The sequence below is a fragment of the Streptomyces sp. NPDC041068 genome, from assembly GCF_040647455.1.
Lineage (GTDB): Bacteria > Actinomycetota > Actinomycetes > Streptomycetales > Streptomycetaceae > Streptomyces.
In genome coordinates this window covers 232,783-253,210 of the sequence record NZ_JBEZCG010000011.1, presented here as the reverse complement: position 1 = coordinate 253,210, position 20,428 = coordinate 232,783, and the positions used below count along the sequence as shown (strand labels likewise).

Below are 20,428 nucleotides of genomic sequence, written 5' to 3'. Positions count from 1 at the left end.
CGTGCCCTCAGGCTAACGGAGATCCCGGCAGGCACGGGGCTCAGCCCACGAGCCGCACGAGCACCGTCACGAGCGCCGCGAGCACCGCGCCCGCCCCGAGCACGTGCACGCCGGGCGGGAGGCCACGGCCGGGCTCCCGCGCGCTGTGTGCCGCCTCCGCGTCGAGCTGCTGCGCGCGGGCCTGCCAGGAGCGCGGCGGGTTGTCCGGCAGGGCGACCCGCCAGGGCTGCTTCGGGTCGTACTCGACGACGGCTCTGGTCCGGTGCAACAGGCCTTGCACGTCGAGGGGATGGCGCACCACGACGCGGTAGGCGGGAGCGTCCTCGGGCACGACGGTGAGCTCGAAGGCGAACACACTGGACTGCGCCTGCCCGTCCACGACCGCGGCCCCGCTCCGCCGGTGCACGGCGCGCGCCGAGTGGACGACGGCGGGCGCGTAGGCGCGCGGCCCGCCGGACCGCAGCCCGGACGCGACACCCGTGCCGTGGCCCTGGTCGGCGAGGCCGCCGAGGACGGCGAGCACGAGGGCCGTGCCGGTGAGGCCGATGACCAGCACCCAGGTGGTGCCGCCGATGATGCCCTGCGCCAGCGTGGCGAACGCGGCGGCCACGACCACCGCGCCCAGCAGGACGTGGGGCGTGAGGAATCTGCGTACGGAGTGCGTCGTGGCGGTCATGAGATGCGCAGGAGCCTCTTCCGGGGAACGGCGACCCTGGTGCGGTCGGGGTCGCCGGGGCGGGTCGCGTCGTACACGGCGAGGACGGGGCGGTCGAGCGCGATGCGGTCGACGACGGCCGGCACCTCGTGCCGCACGCCCGTGTGGTCCTCGAAGACGACGACGGCCTCGCCGCGCGAGCGGCTGACGGTCCGCCAGCCCTGCAGGGTCGCCTCGGCGGTGGTGTACCGCCGGGAGATCCGGCGCAGCACGGCGGTGCGGCGCACGCTCACCACCGCGCCCCAGGACGCGGCGACGAGGCCCGCGGCGGCCGCCGTCCACAGGATCGTCAGCCAGTCCGCCACCGGCAGGCGCGAGATCGGCAGGACGATGTGGAAGTCGGTGACGGTGGCGCGGCCGACCCGGCCCGCGGAGAGCGCGTCGCGCCAGCCGACGGCGGCGGCGAGCGCGCTGAACGCGACCACCGCCCCCGCCGTCGCGCGCTGCAGATAGCGCGAGGACAGGAACCCGAGCAGCACCGCGGAGGCGATGCCGACGATCGGGGCCATGCCCGCGAACTGATCGGTGGCGCAGCCCTCGGTGTCGCAGGACCACCGCACCGACGCCGCGTCGTAGGTGCTGGTGTGCCACACCAGCCAGACCTGCCAGGCCATCAGCGCGCAGGCGAGCCCGCGCAGGGCCTGCGCGTAGGGTCTGTGGCTCACTGCGGGGCTTCGGCTCGCTCGAACCACGTGGGACCGTCCGACAGCGCCTGCTTGATCCGGGACATCGAGAACTCGTGCAGGTCGGGCAGTGCGTCGACGGCGAACCAGGCCACTTCGAGGGACTCGTCGTCATTGACGCGCGCCTCGCCGCCGACGGCACGGCAGCGCAGGGTGACGTCCATGTACTGGCACGTGTCGCCGTTGGGGTAGGTGACCGGTTCGAGCGCCTGCACCAGGACCACGCGCTCGACCACGCAGCGCACCGCCGTCTCCTCGTACACCTCGCGCACCGCGCACTCCGCCGGCTGCTCGCCCGGATCCGGGATCCCGCCGATCACCGACCACCTGCCGTTGTCGGAGCGCCGCCCGAGCAGCACTCTTCCCTCGTCGTCGAAGACGATGGCGGTGACTCCGGGGAGCCAGAGCAGCTGCTGGCCGGCGTCGGCCCTGATCGTGCGGATGAACTCAGGAGTTGCCATGGCCCGACCCTAACGGTGCGGGGCCATCATCCTTGCCGGGGTGGGTTGTTACTCCCGTTACCCCCGGCCGTGATCCCGCTACTCCCGGCCGTCGTCCCGCTACTCGCCCGCCGTCCGCTTCGCCCGCACCACCCTCGTGACGGCCCACCCGAGTCCGCCCGCGGCGATCAGCACGAGGATGCCCTCGGGCAGCACGCCGAGGCGGGTGGCGGGAGTCCGCGAGGAGCGCAGCGGCACCTCTTCGACGAGCGAGTCGGCGGTGTACCACGTGGTCTTCGCGACGACCTCGCCGTCCGGCATGATCACGGCACTGACGCCGCTGGTGACCGGGACGGTGACCGCGCGGCTGTGCTCGACCGCGCGGATCCGGGACATCGCGAGCTGCTGGTAGGTCATCTCGCTGCGGTCGAAGGTGGCGTTGTTGCTGGGCACCGAGATGATCTGCGCGCCGTTGGTGACGGTGTCGCGCACCGCCCAGTCGAAGGCTGCCTCGTAGCAGGTCGCGATGCCCACCTCGGTGCCCGCCATGGTGAAGACGCCGGGCTCGGTGCCGCGGCTGAAGTCCTGGCGCACCATGTCGACGTCGCTGCTGAAGACGCTGATCAGGGAGCGCAGCGGGATGTACTCGCCGAAGGGCTGGATCTGCCGCTTGTCGTAGGTGTCCGTGGGGCCCTTCTTCGGGTCCCACAGGATCTGCTCGTTGTAGAGCTTGCCGTTCTTGTTCTCGACGACGCCGCCGACGGAGACCGGCACCCCTATGGCCTTGACCGCGCCCTCGATGGCGTGGCGTGCGTCGGGGTTGGTGAACGGGTCGATGTCGGAGGAGTTCTCCGGCCACAGGACCAGGTCGGGCCGCTCGACCTCGCCCGCCTTCACCCTCGCGGCCAGGCGCTCCGTCTCGCGCACGTGGTGGTCGAGGACGGCGCGGCGCTGGGCGTTGAAGCCGAGCCCCGCGCGCGGGACGTTGCCCTGGATCGCGGCGACGGTCGCGGTGCCGTCCTCCGCCTTGTCACTGACGAGCGGACGCGCCGCGAAGGCACCGACGAGGGGGACTGCCACGGAGAGCAGCGCGACGGCCGCGGCTCCGCGGCGCACGCCCTTGCTCTCGGGTACGCCCTTGCTGTCGGGGACGTCCTTGTTCTCGCGTACGCCCTTGCTCTCACGTACGCCCTTGCTCCCGCGTACGTCGCGGACCTGCCGCACGATCTCGTAGACCCCGAAGCCGCACAGGACGACCGCGAAACCGAGCACGGGTGTGCCGCCGAGCGCGGCCAGCGGCAGGAAGACGCCGTCGGCCTGGCCGAAGGCGATCTTGCCCCAGGGGAAGCCGTTGAAGGGCACGCGCGCGCGTGCCGCCTCTCCCGCGACCCACAGGGCCGCCGCCCAGAGCGGATATCCGGGCAGGCGTGAGACGGCCGCGATGCCCGCTCCCACCAGCGCGACGAAGACCGCCTCGACGGCGGCGAGCGCCAGCCACGGGCCGGGGCCCACCTCGACGCCGGTCCACACGAGGAGCGGCAGCAGGAAGCCGAGTCCGAAGAGGTAGCCGAGGCCGAGGCCCGCCTTCCAGGTGCGGCCGTGCAGACACCAGGCGAGGACCGCGAAGGCCGGGAGCGCCAGCCACCAGAGGGTGCGTGGCGGAAAACTGACGTAGAGCAGCACTCCGGAGAGGGCCGCCGCGGCGGCGGGCACGAGCCGTCGCAGCATCCGCACGGCACGGGAGGCCTGAGCGGGCTGCGGATCGAGCTGGGCCGGCTCGTCTACGGAGGTGGTGGTGGCGGTCACTCGGGGAGTGTACGGCGCCTCACCTGGGGCCGGACAGCGTGGTGGCCCGGGGCTGCGGGGACCGGCGCGAGCACGTCCGCCGTATCGTTCCTGCACAACTGGTCCCACAGCGCGGCGCCAGCGGTTAGCGTGTGCCCGAGTCCCTGACGTACGAACGGTTCGCGCCACGGTGAACCGGATCGTGCCGTTCGGGGCCCGTCATGGACCGGGGGGCGACGGGGTGAGATCAACGGGTACGGCCGCGACGGCCGGTCCGGCGGGGGCGCGTGAGCGGCGCGGTGCGTCCGACGCGACGGGCGGGGCGCTCCTCGGCGCGTGCGCCGCCTGGTCACTGATCACCGCGGGAGTGCACGGCGGACACCCCGAGGGGATGCTCCTCGCGGTCCTCGCCGTGGCCGCGGGCTATGCGGGCGGGCGGATCTGCGGGGCACTGCTCCCGGTCGCCGCCCCGTGTGCGGGCGCACTCGCGGGGCTCGGCCTCGCCGTGGCCGCCCCCCGCCTCACGCTCGGCCCCTCCTCTCCCCTCGGGCACACCGGTGCCACGGCCGCGCTGCTGATCCTGGCGGCGGGCGCGGCCTGCTGTGCGGCGTGGGCGGCGAGGACCGCGGCGGCTCGCCTCACCCTGCGGCTGCTGGCCGTGGGGATCGCCGGTGCGGCGGTGGCGCTCGGCTCGCCTGCGGGCTTCGTCGGATGCGTGGTGGTGCTGCTCTGCTCGCTCGCGGCGGCGCGTCTGCGTGCCAGGGCCCTGGGTCTCGCCGGGCTCGCGGCAGCGGCGGTGCTGGTCACCGGGGTGTCCTTGGCGGTGGCCGAGGACGCGCTGCCGGAGGGTCTGACGGCCCCCTTGGAGGGTCAGCTGGGGCGCCAGCGCGTGCTGCTGTGGCGGGACGCGATGGGCCTCGCGGAGCGGGAGCCCGCCATGGGGGTGGGGCCCGGCCGGTTCGGCGAGATCAGCCCGGTGGTCACCGAGGATCTCCTGGCGGACGGGAAGCCGCACTCGGCACCGCTGCAGCAGGCCTCGGAGCAGGGCTTCGTGGGGATGGCGCTGCTGGCGGCGGTGTTCTGCTGGCTCCTGTACGCACTGTGGCGCTCGCCGCGCTCGACGCAGGTGGTGCTGTCGGCGGGCGCGGCCCTGACGGCGCTGACGGCCGTGGCGACGGTGGGCAACGCACTGAGCGTGACGACGGTGACGACGGCGGCGGGGCTGCTCGCGGGCATCGCGACGGCGCGACCGCTGGGCGACGACCCGCCGGACGGCGCGCTGTCACACCACCCGTGAGGGCATGGCGAGGAGGTTCAGGCGGCGTTGCCCGCGAGGGCGAGGCGGTGCCTGATGGCGCGGACGGCCGCCTCGGCGTCGTCCACCGTGACCGTGAACTTGTGGCCGTCGCCCAGGCTGAGCACCAGGCCCTCGCCGCGCCGGACCACGACGGCGGTGCCCTTCTCGGGCCGCCAGCGATAACCCCAGCCGCCCCACTGCCGGGGCGTGACGGCGGGCGCGAAGTCCGCGCCGACGACATGGGAGAGCGGGATGTGACGGCGCGGCAGGCCCAGATGGCCGCAGCGCACCTCGAGGGAGTCCTTGTCGACCTTCACCGCCACATGGACGAAGGCGAGCGTCCCGAAGAGCATCAGGAGCCCGGCGGCGATGCACCCCACGACGGACATGACCAGAGGCGCGATGCCCGAGGTCCACATGGAGTCCACGGCGAGCTCGATGCCGAGCGCCATGCAGGCCGCGCCGGCGCACGCCAGCAGCCACTGCACGCGGTTGGTCGCGCGGCCGGTCCAGACGTCGGGCGGGCTCTCGGCCACGGCCCGCTCCTCGGGGGCTTGGTCCCTCATGCCTTCGAGACTACTCAGATATCGGTGTGAGGGCACCGCGTCGCGGAGGGTTACCACCTGTCCGGGTAACGGCAGTCCCAGAGGGACCGAGCCCGCGGTCACGGGGCGCGATCACGTCGCGCACCGGCCCTCGCTGATCGCAGCACCGGCCCTCGCTGCTCGCAGCGCCGGGCCGACCGCGCCCAGCACGCCGGGCCGAGGGCGCTCGGAACCCCGGCCGACCGCGCTCAGAGCGCCGGGCTGACCGCCGCGAGCGCGCGTCCCTCCGCGTACGTGAGCGCCGCGCGCGGCAGCTCCTCCTCGCGCCCGCTGAGCAGCACGGTGAGACCGGGGGCCGGGGCCGCGGTCCGCGCGACGGCGTGGGCGCCGGTCCTGCGCAGCGCCTGGGCCGCCACCGCACCGGCCGAGCCGTGCAGGACCAGGGGCGGCAGACCGGGCTGCTGGAGGGCGGCGCGAATACGCTCGGCGACCAGCTCGTAATGGGTGCAGCCCAGGACGACGGCCCTTACATCGGGCGGGGTCAGGGCAGCGGCGGCGGCGATCGTCTCGTCGATGGCCTTCTCGTCCGCGTACTGCACGGCGTCGGCGAGTCCGGGGCAGGGAACCTCGGTGACCGCGACGCCGCTCGCGAACTCCTCGATGAGGCCGCGCTGGTAGGGGCTGCCGGTGGTGGCGGGCGTGGCCCAGATGGCCACGGGTCCACCGCTCGCGGCGGCCGGCTTGATCGCGGGCACGGTCCCGATGACCGGGATGCCGGGCTCGAGACGGGCCCTGATCGTGGGCAGCGCGTGCACGGAGGCGGTGTTGCAGGCCACGATCAGCGCGTCGGGCCGGTGGGCCGCGGCCGCCTCGGCGACGGCGACGGCGCGCTCGGTGAGGTCCTGCGTGGTACGCGGTCCCCACGGCATGCCGTCCGGGTCCGAGGAGAGCACGAGATCGGCGTCGGGCCGCAGGCGACGTACCGCGGCCGCCGCGGCGAGCAGTCCGATGCCGGAGTCCATGAGCGCGATCTTCACCCGGTCACCATAGTCGATGCGCCCCACAGGCACCGTCCCGTGGGGCAGACTTCGGCGGATGAGCGCCGTTGCGTGGATCGCCACCGGATCGCTTGCCGCGTGGCTGTGGCTGCTGTTGGGGCAGGGCTTCTTCTGGCGTACGGACGTGCGTCTGCCACCGCGCAGGGAGCCGGCGGAGTGGCCGTCGGTCTGTGTCGTCGTCCCCGCGCGGGACGAGGCGGCCGTGCTGCCGGACAGCCTGCCGTCGCTGCTCGCGCAGGACTACCCGGGGCGGGCCGAGATCTTCCTTGTCGACGACGGCAGTTCGGACGGCACGGGCGAGCTGGCCCGCGCGCTGGCCGAGCGGCACGGCGGCCTTCCGCTGACCGTCGGCTCCCCCGGAGAGCCGCCCCCCGGGTGGACCGGCAAGCTCTGGGCGGTGCGCCACGGCATCGGTCTGGCACGCGCGCGTGACCCCGAGTATCTACTCCTGACCGACGCGGACATCGCCCATGAGCCGGACAGCCTGCGGCAGTTGGTGGCCGCGGCGGGCACGGGCGGCTTCGACCTCGTCTCGCTGATGGCCAGGCTGCGGGTGGCGAGCGTGTGGGAACGCCTGGTGGTTCCCGCCTTCGTCTACTTCTTCGCGCAGCTCTATCCCTTCCGCTGGATCGCCCGCGGGAACGGGCGGACGGCCGCCGCGGCGGGCGGCTGTGTGCTGCTGCGCGCGGACGCGGCCGAGCGGGCGCGGATCCCCGACGCCATCCGGCACGCGGTGATCGACGACGTGGCGCTCGCGCGGGCGGTGAAGCGCTCCGGCGGCCACATCTGGCTCGGGCTCGCCGAGCGCGTCGACAGCGTGCGGCCCTATCCGCGCCTGGGAGACCTGTGGCGGATGGTGTCGCGCAGCGCCTACGCGCAGCTGCGGCACAACCCGCTGCTCCTCATCGGCACGGTCGCCGGCCTCGCGGTGGTCTACCTCGCTCCCCCGGTGACGCTGGTCGCGGGCCTGGCCACGGGGGACGCGGCGGCCGCGGCGGCCGGTGGGCTCGCGTGGCTGGTGATGACCGCGACGTATCTGCCGATGCTCCGCTACTACCGGCAGACCTTCTGGCTCGCCCCGCTGCTGCCCGGCACCGCGTTCCTGTACCTCCTGATGACGGTGGACTCGGCGGTGCAGCACTACCGGGGGCGCGGTGCGGCGTGGAAGGGACGTACGTACGCACGTCCGGACACCGCGGCGGAGCCCGCGCCCGAGCAGCGCTGAGGGGTCACTTCCTGCCGGGCGTCCAGTTCATGCCCCAGCCGTAGGCGTAGTCGATGGTGCGCTGCGGGCTCACTCCGCGCTCGGGCACCAGATAGCGGGCCTCGCGCTGGACGACGAGGTCGCCGCCGTTGTTGGTGAGCAGGGCAAGGGCGCACACCGTGGAGGGGACCGTGCACTCGTCCAGCGAGAAGTCGACCGGGGCGCCGTGCTGGGGCTGGAGGGTGACCGTGGCGTTGAGGTCGGCGAAGCTGCGCGCGCCTTCGTAGATCGTCACGAAGATGACGATGCGGCGGAAGTCCTTGATGTGGTCGAGGTTGATGGTGAGGTTCTCGCCGGTGGCCACGGCACCGGTGCGGTCGTCGCCGTCGAGCAGGATGTACGGGGGCTGGTGCAACGCTCCGAAGGCGTTGCCGAGCGCCTGGACGACTCCCTTGCGGCCGTCGGAGAGTTCGTAGAGCGCGCAGAGGTCGAGATCCAGGTCGGCGTGCATGGCGACGGCCCTGCCGAGCTTCGCGCCCCAGCCCTTGAACTGCTTGCGCACCTCCCAGTTGAGGTTCACGCGCATACCGCCCGACGTGCCGCCCTGCTTCGTCAGCGAGACGGACGGCGCGTCCTTCGTCAGGGTGACTTTGGTGAGGCGCACGGGCTCGGCGGGGGCGGCAACCGGCGGGGCGGGCGGCGGCGGTGGGGCCGGAGCGGGGTTGACGGCAGGGGCGACAGGGGCCGGTGGCGGCGGGGCCGGAGCGGCGGCAGGGGCGGGCGTCGCCTGCTGCGGTTCGTCCACCGAGATGCCGTAGTCCGTCGCGAGGCCCTCGAGCCCGCTGCCGTACCCCTGGCCGACGGCGCGGAACTTCCACGCGCCCTGACGGCGGTAGAGCTCGCCGAGGACGAACGCGGTCTCCACGGTCGCGTCCGCGCTGTCGTAGCGCGCGAGTTCGGCGCCGCTCGCCGCGTCGAGCACGCGGATGTGCAGGCCCGGCACCTGCCCGAAGGTGCCGCCGTCGGCCGACGCGGCGAGCACCACGGTCTCGATCTCGGGCTCCACGCGCGCGAGGTCGACCGTCAGCACATCTGTGACACCTGCGCCGGAGCGCTGCTTGCCCTCGTGCCGCACCGCTCCGGAGGAGTGCGCCGACTGGTTGTAAAAGACGAAGTCCGCGTCCGAGCGCACCTTTCCGGAAGAGCCCAACAACAGGGCCGACGCATCGGCGTCCGGCACTCCGGCCCCCGAACCCCACCCCAATTCGACCCGTACCGCGGGTGCCGGTACGGGAACATTCGATCCTTTAGGCATTGTCATGTCCGCCCCCATCGCAAGTCGCCGCGTCCGGCAGGGCCGCCGTTTCCGTTCATGGCCAACCTATTACCCGGACGACGAAGAGGCCCACGGCCGTGTCCTACGGGCCCCACGGTCAACCCCGGGTAACCCTCCAGGAACTCGGCCTTTACACGATCCGAACACCGTCCAGCGACCGATTTTCCCAAGTTCGCTCGCATTGGGGATCCGCAGCCACTGCCGACACGTAAAACAACCCTCTTATCGGTCTCCCCAACCAGCACATCAAGGGCTTAACTTATGGAGCATGACCTCCCCCCGCTCCACCTATGGCGGCGGTTACTACTCCGCGCCGTCCTTCCCGGACACTCCGATCTACGACTCGCTCGTCGCCGAGCGGGGCACGCCCCAGATCGCCCCGATTCGGGTCCCCTCCGCGTACGACACGGGCAGTCATCTGCCCGCGCTCCCGGCCGCGCTGCCCGCGCTGCCCGCCGCCCCCTCCCACCCCAACCCGGCGTACGGCTACGTCCAGGCCCAGCAGCCCGCACCGCTGCAGCAGGCCCCCGCGCCGTACATCCCGCAGCAGTCCGCGGGCCCGCGCGGCTACCCGGGCGCCCAGCCCCAGCGGCCGGCCACCGGTACCGGGTACGAGGCCATGCGCCCCGCCGCGCCGCGCCCCGCCCCGGCCCCGTACGAGGATCCGTACAACCGCCAGCAGTACCGCGGGTACTGATCCGGCCGCGGCCTTCCTGCCGGCGCGGGCCGGCAGGATGACCGCCATGTCGCACCCAGCGCTTCGGTCCATCCACGTCCACCCGCTCAAGGCGGCCAGGGGGCACGCACCGCGTGAGGCCGTCGTGGAGCCATGGGGACTCGCGGGTGACCGTCGATGGCTGCTGGTCGACGACGGACGGTGCGTCTCCCAACGGCCGCATCCGCGCATGGCCTTGGTCGCCGCCGAGCTCTTGCCCGGCGGCGGCCTTCGTGTGCCCGCGCCCGGCCGCGAGGCCCTGACGGTCCAGGTGCCCGAGCCCACCAGGACCGTGCCGGTGCGGATCCGGCAGGACAAGGCCGAGGCCGTGCCCGTGCCCGCCGACGACCCGGCGCACGCCTGGTTCGGCGCCCACCTCGGCGCGGAGGTCCGCCTCGCCCACCTGGACGACCCCGCGACCCGCCGTCCGGTCGATCCCGCGTACGGCGAAAAGGGCGAGACGGTCAGCTTCGCGGACGGCTTCCCGCTGCTGCTCACCGCGCTCTCCTCACTCGACGCGCTGAACTCCCTCGTGGCGCAGGGCGATCACCCCGACGAGGGACCGCTCCCCATGGACCGCTTCCGGCCCAATGTCGTCGTGGACGGCACACCGCCCCGGGCCGAGGACGGCTGGCGGCGCGTGGCCATCGGCGACGTCGCGTTCCGCGTCGTCAAGAGCCGCGGGCGCTGTGTCGTGACGACCACCGACCAGGACACCGCACGGCGCGGCAAGGAGCCGCTGCGCACACTCGCGCGCCACCGCCGTGTCGGCGACCAGCTCGTCTTCGGGCAGAATCTGGTGCCCGAATCGACCGGGGTCATCCGCGTCGGCGACACCTTCACGGTCCTCGATTGATCGGCGTCCGGTGGGGGAACTCGTCGGCGGGGCACGGACGTTGAGCCTCGTGGACGTGAAGGGTGATTTCGCTCTCTCTTCTCGCCACCCGCGCGTGAACCGTGCCGTTCCCGGTTAAGACGGACGCGGAAGGGGGTGCAGGGCAGTGCGAGCAATCGTCGGACTCTGGCGGTGGCGGCACAATCCGCTGCGCCGCAGGACCGACCTCGTCGAGGCCTGGCTGGCCTTGGCCGCCCTGGTGTTGATCGTCGTGGCCGTCCCGGTCGTCGGCGCGCTCACGACGAGCCTGTCGCGGGACGCCCTCCTCACCTCGGTGCGCCAGCAGCGCGAGGAGCGCCACGCGATCACCGGCACCGTCCTGCGCAAGGCCGACTCTCCCCCGCTCGACCCGGATCCCGAGACCTCGTCGGCGCGCGATGCGCACAGCCGCGTGCACGCGCGCTGGACGGCGCCCAACGGCGCGTTGCGCTCCGGCGTCGTCCTCTCCGACCTCAAGTCCCCCTCCCCCGGCGACCACTTCAGGCTCTGGACCGACGAGGAAGGCCGGGTCGTCGGCCGCCCGCTGGACAGCGCGACCGCGACCACGCACGCGGTCATCGCCGGATTCGGCGCGGCCACGATGAGCGTCGCCCTCGTCGAGGGCGCCCGCAGGTTCGTCCTGTGGCGCGTGATGCGGGGACGGTATGCCCGGCTCGACCAGGCCTGGGCCAAGGCGGGCCCCGACTGGGGCAGGACCGGCACCGGTTCCTGACCCCGCCGAAGAGCTCCACGGCCCGGCCACGCAGGTGAGAGCCTGCCCATCGGGTCAACTCCCCGCCCTCGCGCGCGCTACGGTGGTCCGGCCGAACTCTTCGGCTCCTTGCGCATCGACACGGCACATCGACGCAGGATCCCGCGTACGACGAGGTGGGGGCAGAGCAACTCCATGGCACAGGGCACGGTCCAGGTGACGCACACCGGCACGTCGCGGTGGCGGCGCCGCACCGGCGAATACGCATCGCTCGCCGCCGCCTTGGAGGCCGCGGGCGACGGGGACGTGTTGACCGTCGCCGCCGGCACCTACCGCGAGAACCTCGTCGTCCAGCGCGCGGTGACGCTGCGCGGCCCCGAGGGTTCCCCGGGCTCCGTGCGCATCGCGCCGTCCGACGGGGTGCCGCTCACCGTCCGCGCCTCCGCCGTCGTCCAGGACCTGCACGTCGAGGGCCAGGACTCCTCCGCGCCCGCGCTGCTCGTCGAGGACGGCGCCCCCGAGCTCGCCGACATCCGCGTCGTGACGCGTTCCGCGGCCGGCATCGAGGTGCGCGGCGGCGCGCGCCCGACCGTGCGCCGCTGCACGGTCGACAACCCCGGCGGCATCGGCATCGCGGTGCTCGACGGCGGCGGCGGTGTCTTCGAGGAGTGCGAGATCGTCGCGGCGGGCCAGTCCGGCGTCGCGGTGCGCGGCGGCGCGCACCCCCGCCTGGAGCGCTGCCGGGTGCACCACGCCTCGGGCGCCGGGCTCGCGGTGACCGGTGAGCACACGGGCCTGGAGGCCATCGGCTGCGAGGTGTACGAGGTCAAGGGCTCGGGGGTGCAGATCAGCGGGCGGGCCGCGGCGCATCTGACGGACTGCGCCGTGCACCGCACCACATCCGACGGCGTCACGCTCGACACGGACGCCGTGCTCACGCTCGCCGACTGCAAGATCCACGACATCCCGGAGAACGCGATCGACCTGCGCTCGCGCTCCGTGCTCACGCTCACCCGCTCCACGGTGCGCCAATTCGGGCGCAACGGCCTGTCGGTGTGGGACCCGGGCACGCGCGTGGACGCCAACCAGTGCGATATCCAGGACAGTACGGGCGACTATCCGGCGGTCTGGGTCAGCGACGGCGCGACCGCCGTACTGGAGTCGTGCCGGGTGCGCGACGTGCCGGACGCGCTGTTCGTCCTGGACCGCGGCTCGCGCGCCGACGTCGTGGACAGCGACCTCTCGCAGGTGCGCAACACCGCGGTGTCGGTGAGCGACGGGGCGACCGCCCAGCTCGACGACTGCCGTATCCGTGAGGTCGCCACGGGCGCGTGGTTCCGCGACCACGGCAGCGGCGGCACGCTCGCCAACTGCACCATCGACACCGTGCAGACGGGCGTGATCGTCACCAAGGGCGCGGACCCCACCATCGAGCGCTGCACGGTCGCCTCACCCGCCGAGGCCGGGTTCTACGTCTCCGCGGGCGGCCGCGGCAGCTTCCACGGCTGCCGGGTCAGCGGCAGCGGCGGCTACGGCTTCCACGTCATCGACGGATGTCGTACGACGCTGAAGAAGTGCCGCACCGAGCGGTGCGCGCGCGGCGGCTTCGAGTTCTCCGAGGAAGGGCCGCTCGTCGAGGACTGCGCGAGCGACGAGAGCGGTGGCCTGCGCACCCCCACGCCGGCCGCGCAGGAGACGCCCGCCGTGCAGACGGCCACGCAGACCGTCGGCCTGCTCGGCTCCGTGCCGGCCCAGCAGGCGCCGCAGCCCCCGGCGCCCGCCGCGTCCGAGAAGGCCGCCCGCGCCTCCAAGGAGGTGCTCGGCGAACTCGACGCCCTGGTCGGCCTGGACAGCGTCAAGCGCGAGGTGCGCGCCCTCACCGACATGATCGAGGTGGGCCGCCGCAGGCAGCAGGCCGGGCTCAAGGCCGCGTCCGTGCGCCGCCATCTGGTCTTCACCGGCTCCCCCGGCACGGGCAAGACGACCGTCGCCCGCCTCTACGGCGAGATCCTCGCCTCCCTCGGCGTCCTGGAGAGCGGCCACCTCGTCGAGGTCTCGCGCGTGGACCTGGTCGGCGAGCACATCGGCTCGACGGCGATCCGCACCCAGGAGGCGTTCGACCGGGCGCGCGGGGGTGTCCTGTTCATCGACGAGGCGTACGCCCTCTCGCCCGAGGACTCCGGGCGCGACTTCGGCCGTGAGGCCATCGACACGCTGGTGAAGCTGATGGAGGACCACCGCGAGGCCGTCGTGGTGATCGTCGCGGGCTACACCGCGGAGATGGAGCGCTTCCTCTCCGTCAACCCCGGTGTGGCGTCCCGGTTCTCGCGGACCATCACCTTCAGCGACTACGTCCCCGAGGAGCTGCTGCGGATCGTGGCGCAGCAGTCCGAGGAGCACGAGTACCGCCTGGGCACGGGCGCGTCCGAGGCGCTCCTGAAGTACTTCACGGCGATTCCCAAGGGGCCCGCGTTCGGCAACGGCCGCACCGCGCGGCAGACCTTCGAGGCGATGGTGGAGCGGCACGCGGGCCGGGTCGCCCAGCTCACCGAGCCGAGCACGGACGACCTCACCCTGCTGTATCCGGAGGATCTGCCGGACCTGGTGTGACCGGGTCCGCCTCCGATGGCCTGGGCGACGGCACCTCGGGCTTGAGGCGGGCGAGCAGCCGTGCGCGCTCCTCGGCGAAGGCCGGGTCGGCCTGGTAGTCGCCGTGCCCGAGGATCGGCGCGGGCAGCGGGTGTGCCTCCGTACGGCCGTAGGCGAGGGGGTCCTTGAGGGCGGCGCGGTCGACCTGGGGGCCGCAGTCGCCGTGGAGGTTGATGGGGCCGCCGATCGGGTCGGTGGTGCGGTGCAGGTTGCGCCAGCAGTCGACCTCGCGGTGCAGGGACATCAGGGCCGCCGGGCCGAAGTGGGCGGGGAACCAGCGGCCGTAGAGGCGCTCCAGGGGTGAGCCGTAGGTGAGCAGGGCGACGCGTCTGCGGACCGAGGGGCGCAGCTGCCAGGCCGCGGCCGCCGCGAGGACGCTGCCCTGGGAGTGGCCGGAGAGGACGAGGCGACCGCCGGTGGCCTGCGTGGCGCGCGTCCAGGTGGCCATGCGCCAGGTCAGGTCGGGCACCGCGCGCTCGGCGTAGCAGGGCGGGGCGAAGGGGTGGGCGGCGCGCGGCCAGAACGTGCCGACGTCCCAGAGGATGCCGATGGTGCGGCGGGCCGAGGGGTCCTTGTAGGCACGCCGTCCCCAGGTGACGAAGAGTATGAACCCGAAGCCGATCAGCCAGGAGCCGAGGGCCTGGGCGGTCTCGGCGGAGCCTTCCAGGACGTCGGGCGTGCCCTGGGCGGCCTGGCTCGGGGTCTCCTCCGTCAGCCAGGCACAGGTGAGGGCTCCGGCGCCAAGCACCAGCGTCACGGCGGAGATGATGCCGACGAGCAGGGGCGCGCGGTCGGTGAGGGCGGCACGCGCGCGGGTGCCCGCGATGCGGCGGGTGCGGGTGGAGTCCTTGCGCTCGTCGGGGTAGTCCAGCGGCATCCGCTCCATCTCGCGGCGCTTGCGCTGCACGGTGCGGAAGCCGAACCAGCCGCACAGCACCGCTACGACGATCAGGAGCGGCGGGATCACGGACGCCTGCCAGGTGAGCAGCACGGGCGGTCCGTCGATCGAGCCCTGGCTGCCGTCCAGCCAGTCGGAGACGCGCTGCGCCCCGCCGCCGGACATCACGCCGCCGAGCGCGCAGGACAGCATCGCGACGGCGGGGCCGCCGAAGCCGCGGATGGCGGTGCGGGAGTCGGGCGAGGTGCGGTACAGGAGGTGGGCGACCACCGCGAGGCCGATGACCAGGAGCCCCTGGACGAGCGCGATGCCGCCGAAGGTGGCATCGCCCGGCAGCCTGCCCTCGGAGCGCCAGCCGGGGCGCGACCACCCGGCGTACAGCACCGTGAGGACGAGCAGGACGAGCGCGCTCAGCGGCAGCCAGCGCACCAGGGTCTTGTCGAGCCCCCGGTCGAGCTTGTTCTCGCTGCGGCCCCTGCGGAGCACCACCCAGACGACAATGCCCCCGCCGAGGAAGAGAGTTGAGTCGAGCGCCCAGCCGAGCGCGTCGAGCAGGGCGGGGCCGCCGGGGCGCCGGTCGTGCCGCGCCGCCGACGTGCCGACCGCGGCGGCGACGGTGAGCAGGCCCGCGGCCGTGTGGGCGGCGCGCAGCCGGGCCACCAGGCGCCGTCCGTACCAGAACCCGGGCCTGCCGAGTGCGGTGCGGCTGGTCTCCTCCTCGGGGTCGGCCTTGTGGGGCAGCGGCTGCTGGGACTCGTACGCACTCCAGGTGCGGTGGGAGAGGTACCAGAGCAGGCCGGTGAGGGCAGCGGGCACGGCCGCGGCGAGGGCGAGGCGGCGGCCGGGCTGGGACCACCAACCGCCGTCGCCGGAGGCGTCGGTGGCGAGGAAGCCGAGCCAGGCGCGGTCGGCGGCGCAGTCGGGGGTGCCCGCGCACTGCCAGGCCGTCAGGTCCAGCGCGACCTCGCAGGCGGCGGCGACGAGCAGCACGGTGAGGGTGAGGCCGACGAGGCGCACGAGGAGGCCGTAGGTGCGCACGAGCCGCCTGCGGTGGCGCGAGGTCGGGCGCATCCAGTGGGCGAGGTTGACGACCATGAAGGGCAGCAACAGGAGCCACAGGGCGCGGGAGCCGTTGCCGGAGGTCAGGTTGCACCAGACGTACGCCTCGGGGACCGGTTTGCCGCGGTAGTCGTCGGGGCGCCGTTCGGCGTCGGCGTCCTCGGTGCGGCGGAAGACGGCCGCGGTGTCGTCGCCGGAGATCCGCACGGTGCGCGGGTCGCCCAGCATCTCTTCCGGTGTGGTTCCGCCGACTCCGTGGACCAGGAGTTCCAGGGCGGTCTCGTCCTGCGTGGCACGCTCCACTGTTCCGCTTCCCCCGAGATGCGCGTTGTGAGGGGACAAGGATCTCGGGTCCCGCCCCTCGGCGCATCCCTCGTCACGCAATCTCCCCGTTCCGGGCCGTGCGGGGCTCGTGGGCGGTGGCACGGCTGTCGGCGGCACATGCGAGGATGAGGCAGCGCGCCGGGCGGGCGCGACGGGGCGTGACGAGGCAGAAGGGCCGGACCGGGCGTGAGCGACAACCAGAACCTCCTCGCCGAGCAGCGCCGTGCCCTGATCCTCGACGAGGTGCGCCGCCGGGGCGGGGTCCGCGTCAATGAACTCACCCGGAAACTGGGTGTGTCCGACATGACGGTCCGCCGCGACCTCGACGCGCTGGCCCGCCAGGGCGTCCTGGAGAAGGTCCACGGCGGCGCGGTCCCGGTGATCGAGGCGAGCACGCACGAGCCGGGGTTCGAGGCCAAGTCGGGCCTGGAGCTGACCGCCAAGGAGGACATCGCGCGGACCGCGGCATCCCTGGTGACACCCGGCACGGCGATCGCCCTGTCCGGAGGCACGACGACGTACGCGCTGGCGCACCATCTCCTGGACGTGCCGGACCTGACGGTGGTGACCAACTCGGTGCGGGTGGCGGACGTCTTCCACTCCGCGCAGCGCACCTCCGGACAGCGCCAGGGCGCGGCGACGGTGGTCCTGACCGGTGGAGTGCGCACCCCCTCGGACTCACTGGTCGGCCCGGTCGCGGACCAGGCGATCGGAGCGCTCCACTTCGACGTGCTCTTCCTGGGGGTGCACGGCATATCGCTGGAGGCCGGCCTGTCGACGCCGAACCTCGCCGAGGCGGAGACGAACCGGCGTCTCGTGCAGTCGGCGCGGCGCGTGGTGGTGGTCGCGGACCACACCAAGTGGGGGACGGTGGGACTGAGTTCGTTCGCCACGCTCGCCCAGGTCGACACGCTGGTGACGGACGCGGGGCTGCCCGCGGAGGCGCGTACGGAGATCTCCGAGCATCTGAACCGGCTCGTGGTCACGGGTGAGCGGGGAGCGGCCGACGAGTCCGCGGGTGCCGACAAGTCCGTGAGTGGTGCAGGGGAGGCCGAGATCGCCACCAGGGATTCCGACGGTGCCGTCGGCGGGGCCAGGAACTCCGAGGCCCCCACAGACATCTGACGGTCCGCCAGCTATGGTGACGGTGCCCGGTCGACCGAGACCGTCCCGTTCCGTTTCACTGGGGGGAAGAGCTCGATGGCACGCCGACTGAGCCCTGTGGGGCTCGAATTCGTTGACTCCGCTCCGCTGCGCCTGGTCTTCGCGCGCGAGGTGAGCGCGTCCCCCGAAGCGGTCCACCGCGCGCTCGCCCAGGACGTGGTGGGCTGGCCCCAGTGGTTCACCGCGGTCACCCTGTGCCGGCCCACGGACGGCGGCAAGGGCCGCGAGGTCCGGCTCAAGGGCGGCACCCGCTTCCAGGAGTCGATCCTCGCGAGCGACGAGCCGGAGCGGTACGCCTACCGCGTCGACGAGACCAATGCGCCCGGCCTCCGGGCCCTGGTCGAGGAGTGGCGGCTCGCCCCGGCAGGCACCGGCACCCGCGTGCAGTGGACGTTCGCGGCGGACGGCCCCGCGCCCTTCCGCGCCACGCTGCGGCTCGGCAGGGCGGGCCTCGGCCGGGCGTTCCGCGATGCCGTCACGGCCCTGGACCGCAGGCTCGCCGAGACCAAGGCCTAGGGGCCGCTACTCGGGCCAGGCGCCGGTGGTCAGGAGCGTGTCGATCGCCTGTCCGTACGGCGCGATGTCCAGGCCCTGTTCGGCCAGCCACGCATCCGAGTAGTACTTGTCCAGATAACGGTCGCCCCCGTCGCAGATGAGGGTGACGACGCTGCCGGTGCGGCCCGCGGCCACCATTTCGGCGACGATCTTCAGGGCGCTCCACAGGCCCGTCCCCGTCGAGCCGCCCGCCTTGCGGCCGATGGCCTTCTCCAGGGCGCGCACGGCGGCGACGGAGGCCGCGTCCGGCACCTTCATCATGCGGTCGATCGCACCGGGCACGAAGCTCGGCTCCATGCGGGGCCTGCCGATCCCCTCGATGCGGGAGCCGCAGTCACTCGTCGCGTCCGGGTCGTTCTTCGTCCAGCCGTCGAAGAAACAGGAGTTCTCCGGGTCGGCGACGCAGATGCGGGTGTCGTGCTGCATGTAGTGGACGTAGCGCGCGATGGTCGCCGACGTACCGCCGGTGCCCGCCGTGGCGACGATCCACGCGGGCTCGGGATAGCGCTCCAACCGCAGCTGCTGGTACATCGATTCGGCGATGTTGTTGTTGCCCCGCCAGTCGGTGGCGCGTTCCGCGTAGGTGAACTGGTCCATGTAGTGGCCGCCGGTCTCGACGGCGAGGGAGGCGGACTCCGCGTACATCGTGCGGGGGTCGTCCACGAAGTGGCACCGGCCGCCATGGAATTCGATCAGTCGGCACTTCTCGGCGCTGGTCGTGCGCGGCATCACCGCGATGAAGGGCACCCCGATCAGCTTCGCGAAGTACGCCTCGGAGACGGCCGTCGAGCCGCTGGAGGCCTCGATCACCGGGCGGTCCGGCCTGATCCAGCCGTTGCACAAGCCGTAGAGGAACAGCGAGCGGGCGAGGCGGTGCTTGAGGCTGCCGGTCGGGTGCGTCGACTCGTCCTTGAGGTACAGGTCGATGCCCCACTGCTCGGGCAGCGGGAAGCGCAGGAGGTGGGTGTCGGCCGAGCGGTTGGCGTCGGCCTGCACCTTTCGGACGGCCTCTTTCAGCCAGGCGCGGTACTCCGCGTCGCTGTGGTCGACGTCGAGCGTAGGCATCGACTGGTCGACTCGATCCTGCTGTGGGGTGCTCACGGCGGGGCTCCTTCGCGTCGTGCCGGACGCGATTCGACGCGGCCGTACACCTCGATCTTAAACACCCTCCGCACGCTCCTCACCTGCATAAACACACCTTTGAGCACCTCAAAGACACTGCTGGCGCAGCCTTGGCGCGTGCGCCTGGAGACGCCCTCGCGCGCCCCCTTCCGTCCCTGGCCGACGTCTACATGCGCACTGGTGCTCGACGCCGGGTGCGTGCAGACTGCACCGCACGGGACGCCAGTCCCGTACGGTGCACTCACCGAAACCACAAGGGGGCGAAGCGGCATGGCGGAGCCGGAGTTCACGGCAACGGGCGTGCGGATCGGGCGGCGTTTGCGCTCCCTCACGCGCGCGGGCCAGGTCCGGATCACGGACGGCAGGCTGGAGTTGCTCACCAGCTACGGCAAGGAGATCGACAGCGCGCCGGTACAGGCGGTGCGCACGGGCAAGCCGTGGTTCGCCGCGGACGACCGGGCCCTCGCCGAAGTCAACGGCACGCGCTACAGCCTCACCCTCGGCGAGCACGAACCGGGGCCCGGCGAGGCCGGGCCACCGACGGTGCGCAGGTTCATCGAGGCGGTGCGCAGCGCCACGGAGCACCACCGGCCGCGAGGCTGAGCGGGCCCCGCGGCACCACGCGCGAGTTGCACGCCCGCACCCCCTGAGTCACTCTGGTCTCACAACATCACTCTGGGTTAACCGGCGATGACGCTGCGAACCAGCCCGCCGGCCATACAGCAGGCGGCAGACCACGCGGCCCCTGCTGGATCCGAACGTCGTCTTCTTCCGGACCTCATTTCGGGGAGTCGCAGCCGTGATCAGCCAGCCAAGCAGGCATTGCACGGTAGAGCTCCAAGCCCTGCCGTCGCGGATCGGCCAGGTCCGCAGAATCGTCTCTGCGCAGTTGCGCTACTGGCATCTCGATCCCTTGATAGACCAGGCCGCCCTCGGCGTGACCGAGCTGCTCACCAACGTCCACCGGCATGCCGAACCGGACAAGATGTGCACGGTGGAGATCGAGCTGCTGCTCGACCGCCTCATGGTCTCCGTCCACGACCACGACCCCCGGCTGCCCCAGATCCGCGACGCGGAGCCCTTCGCCACCTGTGGCCGCGGGCTCGCGATGGTCGCGGCGGTGAGCGAGAGCTGGGGCGTGCGCCCGCAGGGCGACGCGGGAAAGATCGTGTGGTTCACACTCCCCGCCCCGTCTCCGGCGGTGGCCCTGCCCGCGTACCCCATGTACGGGGCAGTCGGAAAGACTCCCGCCCGGTCGGCCGTTGTCGGCTGACCGGGCGGTGACACGTTCCG

At 73.0% G+C, this 20,428-nt stretch carries 18 protein-coding genes and 1 pseudogene; 10 read left to right on the top strand and 9 right to left on the bottom strand.

What is annotated here, in order from left to right; genetic code table 11:
* Positions 1 to 40 precede the first annotated feature (40 nt).
* The 4 genes from AB0B50_RS26060 to lnt all read right to left on the bottom strand — a co-directional run bounded on the left by AB0B50_RS26060 (position 41) and on the right by lnt (position 3,644).
* Positions 41 to 676: a hypothetical protein gene (locus AB0B50_RS26060; protein WP_362336536.1), complete on the bottom strand. Its 636-nt coding sequence runs from the start codon at positions 674 to 676 to the stop codon at positions 41 to 43.
* Entirely contained in the window at positions 673 to 1,380 is a 708-nt protein-coding gene (locus tag AB0B50_RS26055; RefSeq protein ID WP_362336533.1) for a hypothetical protein, read from the bottom strand. Before AB0B50_RS26055 ends, AB0B50_RS26060 begins: the two co-directional genes overlap by 4 nt.
* A complete protein-coding gene (locus tag AB0B50_RS26050; protein WP_362336530.1) occupies positions 1,377 to 1,859 on the bottom strand; it encodes an NUDIX domain-containing protein in 483 nt (160 codons plus the stop codon). The genes AB0B50_RS26055 and AB0B50_RS26050 overlap by 4 nt, the downstream gene beginning before the upstream one ends.
* Positions 1,860 to 1,958: 99 nt before the next feature.
* Positions 1,959 to 3,644 (bottom strand): apolipoprotein N-acyltransferase, encoded by a 1,686-nt coding sequence (gene lnt / locus AB0B50_RS26045; RefSeq protein ID WP_362336527.1) that lies wholly within the window; start codon positions 3,642 to 3,644, stop codon positions 1,959 to 1,961.
* 220 nt (positions 3,645 to 3,864) lie between these two features.
* Between lnt and AB0B50_RS26040 the strand changes: the two genes are divergently transcribed.
* On the top strand, positions 3,865 to 4,920 hold the full coding sequence (locus AB0B50_RS26040) for an O-antigen ligase family protein (protein WP_362336524.1): 1,056 nt from the start codon (positions 3,865 to 3,867) through the stop codon (positions 4,918 to 4,920).
* A gap of 17 nt (positions 4,921 to 4,937) precedes the next feature.
* Here AB0B50_RS26040 and AB0B50_RS26035 read toward each other — a convergent pair whose 3' ends face one another.
* Positions 4,938 to 5,486 (bottom strand): hypothetical protein, encoded by a 549-nt coding sequence (locus tag AB0B50_RS26035; RefSeq protein ID WP_362336521.1) that lies wholly within the window; start codon positions 5,484 to 5,486, stop codon positions 4,938 to 4,940.
* Between the two features lie 227 nt (positions 5,487 to 5,713).
* A complete protein-coding gene (locus AB0B50_RS26030) occupies positions 5,714 to 6,502 on the bottom strand; it encodes an aspartate/glutamate racemase family protein (protein WP_362336518.1) in 789 nt (262 codons plus the stop codon).
* 58 nt (positions 6,503 to 6,560) lie between these two features.
* On the opposite strand from AB0B50_RS26030, the gene AB0B50_RS26025 reads away from it, so the two are divergent.
* Complete coding sequence (locus AB0B50_RS26025; RefSeq protein WP_362336515.1) at positions 6,561 to 7,748, top strand: glycosyltransferase; 1,188 nt, start codon at positions 6,561 to 6,563, stop codon at positions 7,746 to 7,748.
* Between the two features lie 4 nt (positions 7,749 to 7,752).
* Here the strand turns inward: AB0B50_RS26025 and AB0B50_RS26020 are convergent, their stop codons facing one another.
* Positions 7,753 to 9,048, bottom strand: a complete 1,296-nt coding sequence (locus tag AB0B50_RS26020) for a TerD family protein (protein ID WP_362336512.1) — start codon at positions 9,046 to 9,048, stop codon at positions 7,753 to 7,755.
* 283 nt (positions 9,049 to 9,331) lie between these two features.
* On the opposite strand from AB0B50_RS26020, the gene AB0B50_RS26015 reads away from it, so the two are divergent.
* From AB0B50_RS26015 to AB0B50_RS26000, 4 genes are all read left to right on the top strand, one after another.
* Positions 9,332 to 9,760: a DUF6643 family protein gene (locus tag AB0B50_RS26015; RefSeq protein ID WP_362336509.1), complete on the top strand. Its 429-nt coding sequence runs from the start codon at positions 9,332 to 9,334 to the stop codon at positions 9,758 to 9,760.
* Between the two features lie 46 nt (positions 9,761 to 9,806).
* Positions 9,807 to 10,634: an MOSC N-terminal beta barrel domain-containing protein gene (locus AB0B50_RS26010; RefSeq protein ID WP_362336506.1), complete on the top strand. Its 828-nt coding sequence runs from the start codon at positions 9,807 to 9,809 to the stop codon at positions 10,632 to 10,634.
* A 145-nt stretch (positions 10,635 to 10,779) separates the two neighbouring features.
* Positions 10,780 to 11,385: a hypothetical protein gene (locus AB0B50_RS26005; protein ID WP_362336503.1), complete on the top strand. Its 606-nt coding sequence runs from the start codon at positions 10,780 to 10,782 to the stop codon at positions 11,383 to 11,385.
* 174 nt (positions 11,386 to 11,559) lie between these two features.
* Positions 11,560 to 13,974 carry a right-handed parallel beta-helix repeat-containing protein gene (locus tag AB0B50_RS26000; protein WP_362336500.1) on the top strand — a complete coding sequence of 805 codons (2,415 nt, stop codon included), beginning with the start codon at positions 11,560 to 11,562 and terminating at the stop codon, positions 13,972 to 13,974.
* Here AB0B50_RS26000 and AB0B50_RS25995 read toward each other — a convergent pair.
* On the bottom strand, positions 13,934 to 16,198 hold the full coding sequence (locus AB0B50_RS25995) for a hypothetical protein (protein ID WP_362336865.1): 2,265 nt from the start codon (positions 16,196 to 16,198) through the stop codon (positions 13,934 to 13,936). The genes AB0B50_RS26000 and AB0B50_RS25995 overlap by 41 nt on opposite strands.
* Before the next feature lie 282 nt (positions 16,199 to 16,480).
* Here AB0B50_RS25995 and AB0B50_RS25990 point away from each other — a divergent pair.
* Both AB0B50_RS25990 and AB0B50_RS25985 read left to right on the top strand, forming a co-directional pair.
* Positions 16,481 to 17,287, top strand: a pseudogene (locus tag AB0B50_RS25990) (DeoR/GlpR family DNA-binding transcription regulator); the annotation flags it as partial.
* A gap of 207 nt (positions 17,288 to 17,494) precedes the next feature.
* Positions 17,495 to 17,974: an SRPBCC family protein gene (locus tag AB0B50_RS25985; protein ID WP_362336497.1), complete on the top strand. Its 480-nt coding sequence runs from the start codon at positions 17,495 to 17,497 to the stop codon at positions 17,972 to 17,974.
* 6 nt (positions 17,975 to 17,980) lie between these two features.
* Here AB0B50_RS25985 and AB0B50_RS25980 read toward each other — a convergent pair whose 3' ends face one another.
* Positions 17,981 to 19,078 (bottom strand): PLP-dependent cysteine synthase family protein, encoded by a 1,098-nt coding sequence (locus tag AB0B50_RS25980; protein ID WP_362336862.1) that lies wholly within the window; start codon positions 19,076 to 19,078, stop codon positions 17,981 to 17,983.
* A 327-nt stretch (positions 19,079 to 19,405) separates the two neighbouring features.
* Here AB0B50_RS25980 and AB0B50_RS25975 point away from each other — a divergent pair, with 327 nt between their 5' ends.
* Both AB0B50_RS25975 and AB0B50_RS25970 read left to right on the top strand, forming a co-directional pair.
* Positions 19,406 to 19,738, top strand: coding sequence for a hypothetical protein (locus AB0B50_RS25975; RefSeq protein ID WP_362336494.1), 333 nt, complete (start codon positions 19,406 to 19,408; stop codon positions 19,736 to 19,738).
* A gap of 196 nt (positions 19,739 to 19,934) precedes the next feature.
* Positions 19,935 to 20,408: an ATP-binding protein gene (locus AB0B50_RS25970; protein ID WP_362336491.1), complete on the top strand. Its 474-nt coding sequence runs from the start codon at positions 19,935 to 19,937 to the stop codon at positions 20,406 to 20,408.
* Positions 20,409 to 20,428 lie beyond the last annotated feature (20 nt).